This is a genomic window from Prevotella melaninogenica ATCC 25845 (genome assembly GCF_000144405.1).
In the GTDB taxonomy this organism is placed as follows: domain Bacteria; phylum Bacteroidota; class Bacteroidia; order Bacteroidales; family Bacteroidaceae; genus Prevotella; species Prevotella melaninogenica.
On record NC_014370.1, the window covers coordinates 1 to 14920 of the forward strand.

General features: G+C 40.0%; 9 protein-coding genes. 6 read left to right on the top strand and 3 right to left on the bottom strand.

What is annotated here, in order from left to right:
• Nucleotides 1-503 precede the first annotated feature (503 nt).
• On the top strand, nucleotides 504-3407 hold the full coding sequence (locus HMPREF0659_RS00005) for a right-handed parallel beta-helix repeat-containing protein (RefSeq protein WP_013264413.1): 2904 nt from the start codon (nucleotides 504-506) through the stop codon (nucleotides 3405-3407).
• A gap of 173 nt (nucleotides 3408-3580) precedes the next feature.
• Nucleotides 3581-5176, top strand: a complete 1596-nt coding sequence (locus tag HMPREF0659_RS00010; protein ID WP_013264761.1) for a DUF6377 domain-containing protein — start codon at nucleotides 3581-3583, stop codon at nucleotides 5174-5176.
• A gap of 607 nt (nucleotides 5177-5783) precedes the next feature.
• On the opposite strand, the gene rnc is transcribed toward HMPREF0659_RS00010, so the two are convergent.
• The 3 genes from rnc to HMPREF0659_RS00025 all read right to left on the bottom strand — a co-directional run bounded on the left by rnc (nucleotide 5784) and on the right by HMPREF0659_RS00025 (nucleotide 8425).
• Entirely contained in the window at nucleotides 5784-6848 is a 1065-nt protein-coding gene (gene rnc / locus HMPREF0659_RS00015; protein WP_044045778.1) for a ribonuclease III, read from the bottom strand.
• Entirely contained in the window at nucleotides 6838-8100 is a 1263-nt protein-coding gene (gene fabF, locus HMPREF0659_RS00020) for a beta-ketoacyl-ACP synthase II (RefSeq protein WP_004358973.1), read from the bottom strand. The genes rnc and fabF overlap by 11 nt, the downstream gene beginning before the upstream one ends.
• Nucleotides 8101-8188: 88 nt before the next feature.
• Nucleotides 8189-8425 carry an acyl carrier protein gene (locus HMPREF0659_RS00025; RefSeq protein ID WP_004358972.1) on the bottom strand — a complete coding sequence of 79 codons (237 nt, stop codon included), beginning with the start codon at nucleotides 8423-8425 and terminating at the stop codon, nucleotides 8189-8191.
• A gap of 995 nt (nucleotides 8426-9420) precedes the next feature.
• On the opposite strand from HMPREF0659_RS00025, the gene HMPREF0659_RS00030 reads away from it, so the two are divergent.
• From HMPREF0659_RS00030 to HMPREF0659_RS00045, 4 genes are all read left to right on the top strand, one after another.
• A complete protein-coding gene (locus tag HMPREF0659_RS00030; RefSeq protein WP_013264395.1) occupies nucleotides 9421-10026 on the top strand; it encodes a DUF4254 domain-containing protein in 606 nt (201 codons plus the stop codon).
• 165 nt (nucleotides 10027-10191) lie between these two features.
• Nucleotides 10192-11241, top strand: a complete 1050-nt coding sequence (locus HMPREF0659_RS00035) for a glycosyltransferase family 9 protein (protein ID WP_013264824.1) — start codon at nucleotides 10192-10194, stop codon at nucleotides 11239-11241.
• A 59-nt stretch (nucleotides 11242-11300) separates the two neighbouring features.
• Nucleotides 11301-11921 (top strand): hypothetical protein, encoded by a 621-nt coding sequence (locus tag HMPREF0659_RS00040; protein WP_013264581.1) that lies wholly within the window; start codon nucleotides 11301-11303, stop codon nucleotides 11919-11921.
• A 361-nt stretch (nucleotides 11922-12282) separates the two neighbouring features.
• Nucleotides 12283-14802: a ribonucleoside-diphosphate reductase subunit alpha gene (locus HMPREF0659_RS00045; RefSeq protein WP_013263896.1), complete on the top strand. Its 2520-nt coding sequence runs from the start codon at nucleotides 12283-12285 to the stop codon at nucleotides 14800-14802.
• Nucleotides 14803-14920 lie beyond the last annotated feature (118 nt).

The window sequence follows — 14920 nt, forward strand, 5'->3', positions numbered from 1 at the left end:
TAACTTTAATTCATTAAACTGTTTGCTCTGCATTACACAGAATAAAGAAACCTAATGATTCTATATTACAGGTGAAAACACCAAGATTTATCATCATTTCCGAAAGCGAAATTACGAAAAAAAATGTTTATGAAGACTACTTTGAGGAGCTTGTCATTTACAAATATAAAGAAAACAGAGGGCAATAAGTAAGTTTATAGTACATAAACAGCTAATAATCAGTACCTTTAATTTAATTAACTACAGCCTATAATATAACTTTGTTATTTGACAGTAAAAATGCGATAAACACCATAGTCACCCCTTAATATGCATAGATTTTATTTGTATTAAGTTCAATTAATAAATTTGTAACATACTGATAATCAGCAAAGTAATTTTTACAACCCTTTTATATACTTGGAATTGGCTTTTTTAACTTTACTTTCTTGTATGAAAACTCTATTTTTGTCATCAGAAATCTAATCTCACGAACTCATTTTATAAAAACAAAATCAAGTAATATGATGAAGAAAAAGTTATTAATCGCTCTGACACTTCTATTGTCTGGTACGATGGTGTCAAAGGCATCTTACGCTGATGACTGGAATATCCCGTCAGCTGATGCTAAGGGACGAGTGGGTGCTTTGATGCCTTACACACGTTACGACTCTGAGACAGCAACGCTTGGTGGAGGCGCAACATTGAAGACCTCTCCTACTTGGTCTCGTAAGGAGATAGCCTCGCAGGCTTCCCGTCAGTCGTATGTTGACCTTCCATCTAATGGTTCCTACGCCGAGTGGACTATGAAGGGAGATGCTAATGGTGTGACATTACGCTTTACAATGCCTGATTCTCCTGACGGAATGGGATTGAATGGTTCGCTGGATGTCTATGTAAATGATAAGAAGGTACAGACAGTCAATCTGACATCTTATTATATGTATCAGTACTTTGCTGGTGGTAATCCAACTGATAAAAGTGACGGTGGAACAGCTTGTTTTGCCTTTGATGAGACCCACTTCCTTCTGAATAAGGCACTCCGAGCAGGCGATAGAATCCGCATTCAGAGTTCTGGTGCCAATGGTTATGACTATGGAGTAGACTTCATTGAGACTGAGGTTGTGCCTGAAGAGATTGAATGCCCTGCTGGTGCGGTGAACGTTACAGATGCTAAATACCGCAAGTATGTCAAAGGAAAAGATTATCTCAAGGCTTTTGAAGAAGCTTTGAAGGATGCTGACGCAGGCTCAAAGGTGCTTTATATTCCTGCTGGAACATTCGAATTGAGCGGTATCTGGTACATCTTTGGATCCGACGTAAAGATTACTGGTGCTGGTATGTGGTATACTAACCTTAAGTTTACGAACCCTAATCCATTCGGAGGAGGTATCTCTGGCGGTAATGGCTCACACGGACCAGATGGCTACTGCAACAATGTTGAGATCTGTAACCTATATCTCAACTCTAATCTGAGGAGTCGTCATAACCAGCAAGCAGTGTATAAATGCTTCATGGATGTCTTCAAAGGCGGAAGTGTTATCCATCATGTATGGGAAGATCACTTTGAGTGTGGCTTCTGGATAGGCGATTACAATGGTAAAGTAGATTATAGCAATGATCTGAAGATTATCAGCTGTCGTATCCGTAATAACTTCGCTGACGGTGTAAACTTCTGTCAAGGAACATCTAATGCAACGGTTTATAACTGTAGTGTTCGTAACAACGGCGATGACGGTTTGGCAATGTGGAACGATCATACAATGGGTGCTGTGGACGAAAAGAACAACACCTTCGCTTACAATACCATTGAACTTATCTGGCGTGCAGGCGGTATTGCCCTCTATGGTGGTGATGGTCATAAAATCTATAACAACTATATTGCTGATATGTTCATGGCTGCGGGTATTCATCTGAATGATGTATTCCCTGGCCCAAAGTATACAAATACACAGAAGATTAGCTTTGACAATAATATTCTCGTACGCTGTGGAACCAACGACGACAGCTGGCATGAGGACTTAGCTGCCATTGACATCAAAGGTGGTGTACGTAATGTAGTCTTCAATAATACGAAGATTTATGACTCTCCTTTCGATGCTATCCGTGTTATGTCAGGCCCTTCTGGCATTGAATTTAAGAACACAGAGATTCTTGGTGCTTCTCTTGCAGGACAGACAACCAAGTATTCTACATGGGAACATTCCACTGGTGCGATTCGTTTGGACGTCGATGGCGTGAAGTTTAGCAATGGTATTAAGATTGCAAACGTTAGCGAGGACAAGATTAAGAACAATCAGACATGGCCTGTATGGACTGATAATAACAAGGCACGTGCGGCAGCTATCGGTTATGAATACCTGAGTGACGCTACGTATAAGGTACCTGATTTCCCTGAAGCAGACACAAGTCAGCAGGGAGGTATCGTCAATCCGTTGGAAGGTATCAAGGGATATGATGTCGCTTTACAAGGTTTACGTTGGGAGAATGCTGAAGGTAATACTGTTCTAAAGGAAGGAGACGATGTTACCTTTAAGTTTGCTCTTCAGAATGTAAGCAATGTCGACATTCCTGCTGGTGTAAATATCGGTGTGAAGGTGACTGTCGACGGACAGGAGAGTTACGTCACTGCAAGCTATAAGAATGGACTGAAAGCAAAGCAGATCGTTATCCTTACAACTCAATCAGCATGGAAAGCAACGGCTGGAGGACACGCTGTAAAGGCTGAAGCTGACTATCGTAATAAACTTACTGATGAGTTAACAAGAGACAATAACAGCCGTGAGAAGAAGTTTAATGTAGCTGAAAAGGATGACAACGGAGACTATACTCCTGTCACAGGAGGCTATGACCTCGTTGTTACAAAGGTTGCCTTCGACAAGAAAACCATTAATCCAGGTGATGAAGTACGCTTCACTGCGACGATTGTTAATGCAGGTGATAGAGACGTACCAGCAGGTACAAAGCTCGGTGTTCAGTTCCAGATTGATGGCAATACCAGTGTTATCACATGGAACGATAAGCACTATGGCGGTCTGAAGTCACATCAGAAGATTACACTTTCAGCAACTGGTGGTACGAACGGAAAGAATACTTGGACAGCTACAAATGGTGTTCACACACTCACAGCATGGGTAAATGACACTCATGATTATAGAGATGAGGTGAATGGCAGTGACGATGCTAATAAGAAGAGTATTGAACTGAAGATTCCATTGGGTGCTATCAGATTCTTCTCAGCAAGTGAAGTCAATTCTCCAGACGACTTGAATAACCTCAACCAGACCAACCGTATCGAAGGTTTGTCAGGTAAGACAGCTGTGGATGAAGCCTACTATGACCTACAAGGAAATAAGGTTTCAACATCCAAGGAGAATCTAAAACCAGGTCTTTATATCCATAAGGGAAAGAAAATTATCGTAAGATAATGTCATAGCTACCTATGGGGAGTAATCTAATAAAAACTCACCCATAGAACATAAAAGTATCGGCTGGATAGAAGTTCCAGTCGATATTTTTTTGTAGTTATTAATAAAAGTTTTATTTTTGCAAGTAGATTGGATGACAAAAAACATCTGATTACCAATAAACAATACCTCAGATGAATACGCTTATGAAGATATATCTGTCATTATTATTTCTTATTATCCCCTTATTCAGTGCTGCGAATAATGAGAAATGGGAAGAACGGCTACACCAACTCGACCAAAGTTTAGAAAAGAAAAAGCTTTTTGAACATGAAAAACTTGAGAAAATCAAACGATTAAAGGACCGTTTGAAAACGATTCCAGCGAAGGATAGATTCGAAATAGACCGACAGCTATTCAAAGAATATTCATCTTATCAATATGATTCTGCCTACGCCTATGCTAATCATCTCCTTTCCGAAGCACGCAGATTGAAGAATCCTAACTATGAAGTTGAAGCACATTGCGACTTAGTATTCTGTCTTTTGTCTGCAGGATTATATACAGAGGCTTTCAACGAACTACACTCTATTCACACTGAAGGAACTAATCCCAATGCAAGAAAGCTTTATTACACCATGGCATCACGCCTTTACTATGACGTATCTGACTATACACGCACTGAACCCTATCAGAGTCAGTACGTGAAACAAGCAGGTATATATACCGATTCCCTACTTCATTATCTCCCAGCAGGCTCAACAGAATGGCTCTATGCGGTTGGAATGAAACAGATGAAGGAACGGAAATACGAGGCTTCTCTTGATACTTTCAAACAGTTCTTACAGAAGAAAGGAGTGGATTTGCACCACAAAGCCATTGTTACATCTTGTATTGGCTGGATTTATCTCTTTCTAAAGGAGAATGACTTGGCAATGGATTATCTTGCACAGGCAGCCATATATGACAACGAAGGAGTGGTCAGAGAGACTACTGCCCTTTGTACATTGGCTAATCTTCTCTATAAAGAAGGAGACATACAGCACGCTACGGAGTATGTAAGAGAGTCGCTCGCAAATGCTAATTTCTATGGAGCAAGACAGCGTGTGATTGAGGTTAGCAGCGTATTACCTATCATCGAACAGGATAGATACAAGATAATGCAGGGACAACGTAATGCTATTGCTATGGCTGCAATAATCTTCATCCTCTTTGTCATTGGCTTGTTGATGGCAGGACGGTTTATCCGTAGGCAAATGATAAAGCTGAAGAAGGCACAAGCACTTATCGCACGGAGAAACCAACAGTTAGAAGTTAAGAACGAACAGTTGGAGGAGGTGAATAAAATCAAGGATGAATATATTGGTAGGTCATTCTATATCAACTCAGAATATATCAATAAAGTCGAGAAACTTTATCGTTCCATCGACCGCAAGATATCTATGCATCGATTTGAAGACTTGCGTTCTTCATTAAAAGAGAGTGAATTAGGAGAAGAGAGAAAGTCGATGTTTGTGGATTTTGATGAGACTTTCTTGAAGCTTTTCCCCCATTTCATCGAACGATACAACGAACTCTTTGACGAACCAGATCAGAAGCCGCTCGATAAGAAACAACTTACAACCGAGATGCGTATCTTTGCTCTTATCCGATTGGGTATCACTGATTCTGAACGTATCGCTACCTTCCTCAACTACTCTGTACACACCATTAACACCTATAAAACACGTGTAAAAAACCGTTCACGCGTTGATAATGATAAGTTTGAACGGCTTATCATGGAGATATAAAAAGCTTCTCGAAGGCTTTTAAACCCAATCAGTCATTAACCACAATATGTATTGTAATCTAATGACTGATTGGGGTTAAACACTTCGAAAATCTACAGACAAGGATATGAAAAATCATTACATAATTTCAAATAAGACATCTATAAATAACGACAAAAGCACATACAAAAAGCAGATTTGTAACCATAAGGAAATCAATTAGTTATAAAGTAGTAAGGTAAAAGGTGCTTAATTGGACTTCAAAAGGGCGTTAGTAAGGGTCTTAAAGGGCACCTTTTGCAAGTCAATTGGGCGTCTTTTAGAAGCCAAAAGAGCAGCTATTAAAAATCAAGATGTGAAAAATTATGACAAAGTAATAGGTTATTAAACCTATTGAACTTATTGGGTTTATTGGGCTTATTAACCTAATTGGACCAATTAGCCTTATTAGGCTTATTAGGCTAATAGAAATAATTAGGCTTATTAGCCTTAAATAGTACATTATTAGATACTAACAAAACAGCAAAAAAAAGCAACAGGCGTTTACAGAAGATGATGAATGTGATAGGTATTATCACTTACCATCGGCTGTAAACGCCTGTCTTATTAATTCTTTTACCGCTATTTATTAATTTTCAAAAGCCTCTGCCTCAGCAGCAGCGATAATAGCTTCGCGGTCAATAGACTTAGAATGAGAAATATCAGAGAGGTCAAAATCCTCATTGTTAGCCTTCTTTTCTTCCTCAACAGAGGAATCAGTTAGTTCTTCTTTCACTTCATCAGCAGCCGATGATTTCTCATCAAAGACCTCTGTTTGGAAAGGATTCTCATGTTTCTCAACCTTTGGTTCAGAACCTTCAATGAAGTTCATGTCCTGTGAAGTTTCAGGAACATTGAGCACTGGTTCTTCTTCCATCTTTGTACGGTTGGCTTTGGCGGCAAAAACCTCATCTATAAACTGGGGCTCACGACGCAAACGCTGGAGTGTAAGTTTGGAAGCCTCTTGCTGGCTTTCCTTCTTAGAATAACCGTGTCCCTCTCCACATGGAATACCCTCCATGATCACTTGGAAATGAAAAGTAGGACTACCCTGTTTATCCTTTTGGTTTTCAATCAGCTTGAACTCCATATTGACCTTATTTTTCTGGCTCCACTCGATGAGTTTTGACTTGAAGTTCACCTCCTTGTAAGCAACCTTATCAATATTGATAAGCTTCCCAAGGACTTGTTGCTTCATAAACTTCATACAAGCATTGTAGCCATGATCAAGATAGAGAGCGCCTACGAGTGCCTCAAAAGCATTACCACCTAAATAACTGTTATGCGAAGACGTCTGCCCGTTAGAGAGAATCAACTGTCCGATTCCCATCTCTTTTGCCAGGCGGTTTAGCGTATCGCGTTGTACTATCTTTGAACGAGTATTGGTCAGGAAACCTTCACGCTTGCCTGGAAAGTGCTCATAAACGATGTCACCGACAATGGCATCGAGAATAGCATCACCAAGAAACTCAAGGCGTTCATTGTTTACTGGCTTACCCTTTGCGTTACGACGCGCTACGCTCTTGTGCAAGAGTGCAGTCTTATAATAACTGATATCGTGAGGAATAATGCCGATAATTTGGTACAAAGACAAATAAAGCTCCTTCTCCTTGCGGAAAGGGAGCTTTATTCTATCAATTATATTATTCAGCATACTTCTTGAATACAACACAAGCATTGTGACCACCGAAACCGAAGGTGTTGCTCAGTGCAGCACGTACCTCACGTTTCTGTGCCTTGTTGAACGTAAAGTTCAAGTTGTAATCCAATTCAGGATCCTTATCATCTTCCTCATGGTTGATAGTTGGAGGAACGATATCTTCCTTCACAGACATGACACAAGCCAAAGCCTCTACAGCACCAGCTGCACCGAGGAGGTGACCTGTCATACTCTTTGTAGAAGAGATATTCAACTTGTAAGCAGCATCACCAAACAAAGCCTTGATAGCCTTTGCCTCTGAAATATCACCTACAGGAGTTGATGTACCGTGAACGTTGATATAGTCGATATCCTCTGGCTTCAAACCTGCATCCTCAAGTGCTGCCTTCATAACGAGCTTAGCACCAAGACCCTCTGGGTGAGAAGCAGTAATATGATGAGCATCAGCTGACTCGCCTTCACCAACCATCTCTGCGTAAATCTTAGCACCACGAGCCTTTGCATGCTCCAACTCCTCAAGGATAAGACAACCAGCACCCTCACCCATTACGAAGCCATCGCGGCTTGCAGAGAATGGACGTGAAGCGTGCTCTGGATCATCATTGCGTGTAGAAAGTGCATGCATAGCATTGAAACCACCTACACCACAAGCGCAAATAGCAGCCTCAGCACCACCACTAACGATAATATCAGCCTTACCAAGACGAATCTGGTTGAATGCTGAAGCCAAAGCGTTAGTTGAAGAAGCACAAGCAGATGTTGTTGTATAGTTAGGACCGTGGAATCCGTACAGCATACTAATCTGTCCAGAAGCGATATCTGCAATCATCTTCGGAATGAAGAAAGGATTGAACTTAGGACCATTCTCTGGATGCTGTGCGTAATAACTCACCTCATCTTCGAATGTCTTGATACCACCAATACCTACACCGTAGATTACACCTACGCGGTTCTTGTCAACCTTCTCTAAGTCGATGTTAGCGTCCTTAACACCCTGAATAGCACTAATCATGGCCAACTGAGTGTAACGGTCGAGCTTACGAGCCTCCTTACGGTCAATGTAATCATTGATGTTAAGGTCTTTTACCTCACAAGCAAACTTCGTCTTGAACTGGGTTGTATCGAAATGTGTAATAGGAGCAGCACCACTCTTACCTGCCAGCATGTTCTGCCAAGTCTCCTCTGGAGTGTTACCCAATGGAGTAACGGCGCCAAGACCTGTTACAACTACTCTTTTTAATTCCATGCGTGAAATATAAATTAAAAAAGTAAAGTTAAAAAAAAAGCCAAGCAAAGGCATACGCTTTGCTTGGTACTTTTATCTTGAGTAAACCTTACTTAGCGTTCTCCTCGATGTAAGAGATAGCGTCGCCTACTGTAGAGATCTTCTCAGCCTTATCGTCTGGAATAGAAATACCGAACTCCTTCTCGAACTCCATGATGAGCTCTACTGTATCCAAAGAGTCAGCACCGAGGTCGTTTGTGAAACTTGCCTCTGGTTTTACCTCAGCCTCATCAACGCCGAGCTTCTCTACGATAATAGCCTTTACTTTTGATTCAATTTCTGACATAATTGTAAGTTTTAAAATGTTTAATATTGATTTCCAAATTCAAAATGCGCTGCAAAGGAACTGTTTTTTTTCCATGTGTGCAAGTTTTTTTATTAAAAATACACTATCTATTGCACAAACCATATAGCTTTGTGCATATTTTTGGGCGTTTTTACACTTAATTGTACGATAAATCAAACAATTATATCGGATTATTCAAAACTTTATTTATGCCACTACATGGAATTAAACTGATTTTATAAACTACTACACCTTATTATTATTAAGACGAAAATACAATGATGTTGTTTATTGTCACTCATCATGCGTATTCTATCCGACATCGTAAAACACTCTTAATTGCCTTTTACAGTTTAAGCATAGTATGCTTTTTGCAAGCTTATAAAGTATCCGCACCATTGGTGTTAAGCGTTCGCACCATACGTGCTAAGCATCCGCACCATATGTACTGAACCACCGTACGATGATTAAAAGGTTAATTATAACTCGTCCACAAATATGGAATTGAAGTCTACATAAATATCATTAGTGTGGAGGAAGTTTTATCCTCTCCTATTCCAAATGAAGCGATGAAAATGGATTTCATTTATAGATAGTTAGTACGTTATGATGATTTTCCTGTCACTTCTGTCACTATCTATAAGCTTATAAACACCTAATTTACAAGTAGTTAATACTAATTGTTAAAATGACAGCAAACAAAATATAAACTTATTGTATAAGATATGTGGCATATTCAGAGGAGCTTATAAGCGCATGAAATCCACTTAAAAGGGATATTTCTTATCGCATTTTATCTGTATTTGTGATTTGATATAGACCACTACTCCTACATTGTAAAGACAGACAAGCTACTCAATAAGAAAATAAAATATGTTTAGGCGCTCATGACTGATTTGAGATTAAGCGATTAACAATGAAAAACAAGAGTTTTTATTTTGTCCTTTAAGGAATTTACTTTATATTTGCAGAATAAACAGAAAAATAAAAACCGAATGTCATTTACAAAACATTGTAACGAGATTTTCAATCAGGCAATCCGTGATTATCATATTACGGACAACGTAGATACGCCGATTAATAACCCTTACGACAGAGATTCCATTGAAAACCGTCTCTATCTGAAATGCTGGATTGACACAGTACAGTGGCACTTCGAGGACCTTATCCGCGACCCACATATCAACCCTGAAGAAGGAATGAGTCTCAAGCATCGTATTGACCGCTCTAACCAGGACCGTACAGACCTTGTTGAGCAGATTGATTCGTATTTCCGTCAGCTCTACTCTGACGTGACTCCACTCCCAGATGCAACTATCAATACCGAGAGTCCAGCATGGGCAGTTGACCGTCTGTCTATCCTTGCATTGAAGATTTATCACATGAAGGAGCAGACTGAGCGCAAGGATGCTTCAGCTGAGCACGTTGAGAAATGTAAGTCTAAGCTGAATATCCTCCTCGAACAACAAAAGGATCTCAGTCTTGCCATCGACCAATTGCTCGATGACATTGAGCATGGCCGTAAGTACATGAAGGTTTATCGTCAGATGAAGATGTACAACGACCCTGCAACCAATCCGATTCTTTACAACAAGAAATAAAATGATACCCCTCCCACTCTGCATAGGGAGGGGTGTAATTACTCGCTCAGAGTAAACATCAATGCGCTTTATTAGTTATTGAATAAGCATATCTTATTGCTTATCTTTATCAATAATAACCTTTTTCCTCTATTCTTTATCCTGCTTATTCATTTCTGTTAGCCTATGAAAACCCCACATATTCTTATCATCCGATTCTCTGCTATGGGCGACATTGCTATGACAGTTCCCATCGTTTATTCGTTTGCAAAGCAGTATCCAGATGTGAGAATAAGTGTGCTTTCTCGTCCTTTTGCACAGCCATTCTTTCAGCATTTGGCACCAAATGTCGACTTTATGGCTGCCGATTTGAAAGAAGAATATAAAGGTTTTAGAGGATTAAACGCACTTTACCGTCGGTTGGTAGCAAAGCAATTTACAGCTGTAGCCGATTTCCATAACGTGCTTCGAACCCGTTACCTCCGCTTACGTTTCCTTCTCGATGGCAAATCTGTGGCACATATCAATAAGCATAAGCAAGGAAAGAAGTTACTCTGTCGGGAAGAAAATAAGGTTTTCATACAGCAGCCTACCTCTTTTCAAAACTATGCTGACGTACTCGAAGCATTAGGCTATCCTATTAAACCTGAATTTACGAGTATCTTCCCAACGGAAGGTGGCGACTTACAGCTTCTCCCTAATATAATAGGTGTAAAGCAACCATCGGAACGATGGATAGGTATAGCTCCTTTTGCAGCCCATGCAGGTAAGATGTATCCACAGGAAAAGATGGAACTTGTAGTGCGAAAACTAACTGAGAAACATCCTTCTTGGCGTATCTTCCTCTTTGGTGGTGGTAAACAAGAAATAGAAATATTGAACCAATGGGCAGCACAATATCCACAATGTCTTTGCGTTGCTAACGTCCTTAAAGGACTCGAAAAGGAACTCATCCTTATGAGTCATCTCAACACTATGGTCTCAATGGATAGTGCTAACATGCACCTTGCTTCCCTCACTGGTACACGCGTGGTAAGTGTATGGGGTGCAACCCATCCTTATTGTGGCTTTATGGGTTGGAAACAGAAGGAAGAAGATGCTGTTCAAATCAATACGCTCTCTTGCCGTCCTTGCTCTGTCTTTGGTAACAAGCCCTGCCATCGGGGTGACTTCGCTTGTATGAATAATATCCTCCCAGAAGAGATTATTCAGCGTATTGAAGAGGGATTGCTGTAGGAATAGAATATAGAAAGATTTTAAAGAATAAAGATATAAAACTTCAACACCATAAAAGTATGAAACAAACTGCACTCTTCTTCGTCTTTCTTCTTACCCTCCTATCCTCCTGTTGTACTAAGACTTGTCAAAAAACAACAGAAAGTAATGCATTAGACAGTTTAGTTCTTGTAGACACCACAGAGATGAAATCAGCCTTTTTGGGATGTATTCATCGTTTTATTAAGCAATATCCTAAGGATAGTACGTTTATTCTTAAATGTGGATATGGATATGAAGATCACGGTGTTTATACAAATGGTGTCTATATCAACAGTGACGTTTTTGTTATCCAACCAGCTTATTACGATATGTTTATGGGTGGAGAATGGTCTATTGATGATATGTATCCTTCACATTATTTCAAGATAGACAACCGCATCGTCTTCCTCTGCTCACGTTCAGATTCCTTTATGAAGCAGGAGAAATACCGGAAAGCCTACAGTCAGATAGTGTCTGATAGCCTACGTGTACACTATGAAGATTTTGCTTTTATCCTTGTTGAACACAAAGACAATAAGGCTACATTGCTGTCAAGTGAAGAAATGAGAAAGCGAAAGATTAGTCCTATCAGTGGTTTTAGAACAGTTGTCAAGTTCAAAGCTCCAAAACTTACGGATGAGTCATCAGATGACGAATAAGCTTGTCAAGCAGAAGGGCAAGGCGATTTTTATTTGATAAAGAGATAAACTATAATTTTAGATAGCGAAATAAGTGCTTTTTGTAAGCAATAAATAGAGATTTTGAACAGCTAAAAGTATTTCAATTTTAAACAAAAAGAATACTTAATTCTTTTCTATTTTGGAAAACAATTAAAAGTAAATTTGTTCTCAAAATATTCCGTTTTGGATAACTATTATCTCACTTTTTTTTCTTAACTTTGTCCATACAAAAACCCGCTAAAAGGCGTAAGTTACTAATAATATGTTACTTATACGTAAATAAGTAAGTCTCAATAGCGAATTGAAGTAGTACAAAATAGAAAACTTTATAAAAGAAGTAATGAATATAACAAAACGTAATGGAGAAGTAGAAGTCTATAATAACGAAAAGATTTCAATAGCCATTAAAAAGAGTTTTATCAGCACCGGAAAGGATATTTCAGACAATGAGATAGCCGGAATGGTAAGCGAAGTAGAGCAGTTCATCAAAGAGAACCCTGAACTGCGCACTGTGGAGGATATCCAGAACCGTGTAGAGAAGTGTCTTATGGCACATGGTCATTACGATGAAGCGAAGAATTATATTCTCTTCCGCTATCAGCGTAATGAGCAGCGACAAGCTATTAATTACATTGTGTGGACTGCTGACGATCGTGAGTTGGCTGATGTGTTGCACAGTGTAGCACGAGAATACCGCGAGCGTTCTTATAGTATGGTGACTCTTCAGGAGAAGTTCTCAAGTTTCACTAAGCCTGGTATGTCACAGAAAGACTCAATTGATGCACTTATCAAGGCTGCTGTAGAATTGACAACACCAGAGGCTCCAGCATGGGAGATGATTTCAGCACGTATTCTTTCTTATCGTTCTGAGAAGAAAATCACCCGTTTGGAGGAAGAGTTGGGACTCAAGACCTTCTATCGTAAGGTTAAATATATGACCGAAGAAGGACTTTATGGTGATTATATTCTTCAGAACTATAGTGAAGAAGAAATCAACGAGGCTGCTACTTTCATTGACCCTGAACGCAATAAGCTCCTTAATTATTCAGGTCTTGATCTACTTCTAAAGCGTTATGTTATAAAAAATTACTCTGGTAAAGTGATTGAGCGTGTACAGGAAATGTTCCTTGGAATTGCACTTCATCTTGCTATGCCAGAGAAGGAAGACCGTCTTATGTGGGTACGTCGTATCTATGACTTACTCAGTAAGTTGGAAGTAACAATGGCAACACCTACCCTTTCTAATTCTCGTAAGCCAAGTCATCAGCTTTCAAGTTGCTTCATTGACACCGTACCAGACAGTTTGGATGGTATCTATCGTAGCTTGGACAACTTCTCACAGGTGAGCAAGTTTGGTGGTGGTATGGGTATGTACTTCGGTAAGGTACGTGCAACAGGTGGTAATATCCGTGGTTTCAAGGGTGTAGCAGGTGGTGTAATCCGCTGGATGCGACTTGTTAATGACACTGCTGTAGCTGTTGATCAGTTGGGTATGCGCCAAGGTGCTGTAGCCGTTTACTTAGATGTATGGCACAAAGACTTACCAGAATTCCTACAACTTCGTACCAACAACGGTGACGATCGTATGAAGGCACACGATATCTTCCCAGCAATTTGCTATCCAGACTTATTCTGGAAGATGGCAGAGGAAGACATGAATCAGAACTGGTCACTCTTCTGTCCTAACGAAATTATGCGTATCAAGGGTTACTGTCTTGAGGATTGTTATGGCGAAGAGTGGGAACGTAAGTACCTTGATTGTGTGAATGATCAGCGTCTTTCACGTCGTGTTATTAGCATTAAGGATATTGTTAGATTGGTTCTTCGTTCTGCTGTTGAGACTGGAACACCATTTACATTCAACCGTGACACAGTGAACAGAGCTAATCCTAACGCTCATAAGGGAATGATTTACTGCTCTAATCTCTGTACAGAGATAGCTCAGAACATGGCTCCTATTGAGACAGTATCTAAGGAAGTAGAGACAAAGGATGGTGATACTGTTGTCGTTACAACTACTCGTCCAGGTGAGTTTGTCGTATGTAACTTGGCAAGTTTGTCACTTGGTAGACTTCCATTGGAGGATGAGGAGAAGATGAAAGAAAAGGTAGCAACCGTTGTTCGTGCACTCGACAACGTTATCAACCTTAACTTCTATCCTGTTCCTTATGCACAGCTTACCAACCAGCGTTATCGTTCTATTGGCTTGGGTATTAGTGGTTATCACCATGCTCTTGCTAAGCGTCGCATTAAGTGGGAGAGTGAAGAGCATTTGGAGTTTATGGATAAGGTGTTCGAGACAATCAACCGAGCAGCTATTCTTGCCAGCTCAAACCTTGCTAAGGAAAAGGGAAGCTATCAATTCTTTGAGGGAAGTGACTGGCAAACAGGTACCTACTTTGATAAGCGTGGTTATGACAGTGCTGAATGGCAGGATGTCCGTAAGACAGTTGCCTTACAGGGTATGCGTAATGCTTATCTTCTTGCAGTCGCACCAACCAGCAGTACAAGTATTATTGCAGGTACAACAGCCGGCTTAGACCCAATCATGAAGCGTTTCTTCTTAGAAGAGAAGAAGGGAAGTATGCTTCCACGTGTTGCTCCTGAGCTTTCAGATGAGACCTACTGGATGTATAAGAGTGCTTATCTTATCAACCAAAAGTGGAGTGTTCGTGCTTCTGGTGTACGTCAGCGTCATATCGACCAGGCACAGAGTATGAACCTCTATATCACCAATGACTTCACAATGCGCCAGATACTCGACCTTTACTTACTTGCTTGGAAAGAGGGTGTTAAGACTATCTACTATGTGCGTAGTAAGTCATTAGAGGTGGAAGAGTGCGAGAGCTGCTCATCATAATTCACAATTCACAATTCAGAATTCATAATTATGATTACTACTATTTACTGAATAGCAGAAATTCATTGAGTAAGTAGACTAACAAAATAATAGTTTACATCACTAATCATAATTATGA

Coding starts and splice junctions, on each gene's coding strand:
- HMPREF0659_RS00005 (WP_013264413.1), top strand. CDS start 504: ATGATGAAGAAAAAGTTATTAATCGCTCTGACACTTCTATTGTCTGGT.
- HMPREF0659_RS00010 (WP_013264761.1), top strand. CDS start 3,581: ATGAATACGCTTATGAAGATATATCTGTCATTATTATTTCTTATTATC.
- rnc (WP_044045778.1), bottom strand. CDS start 6,848: ATGCTGAATAATATAATTGATAGAATAAAGCTCCCTTTCCGCAAGGAG.
- fabF (WP_004358973.1), bottom strand. CDS start 8,100: ATGGAATTAAAAAGAGTAGTTGTAACAGGTCTTGGCGCCGTTACTCCA.
- HMPREF0659_RS00025 (WP_004358972.1), bottom strand. CDS start 8,425: ATGTCAGAAATTGAATCAAAAGTAAAGGCTATTATCGTAGAGAAGCTC.
- HMPREF0659_RS00030 (WP_013264395.1), top strand. CDS start 9,421: ATGTCATTTACAAAACATTGTAACGAGATTTTCAATCAGGCAATCCGT.
- HMPREF0659_RS00035 (WP_013264824.1), top strand. CDS start 10,192: ATGAAAACCCCACATATTCTTATCATCCGATTCTCTGCTATGGGCGAC.
- HMPREF0659_RS00040 (WP_013264581.1), top strand. CDS start 11,301: ATGAAACAAACTGCACTCTTCTTCGTCTTTCTTCTTACCCTCCTATCC.
- HMPREF0659_RS00045 (WP_013263896.1), top strand. CDS start 12,283: ATGAATATAACAAAACGTAATGGAGAAGTAGAAGTCTATAATAACGAA.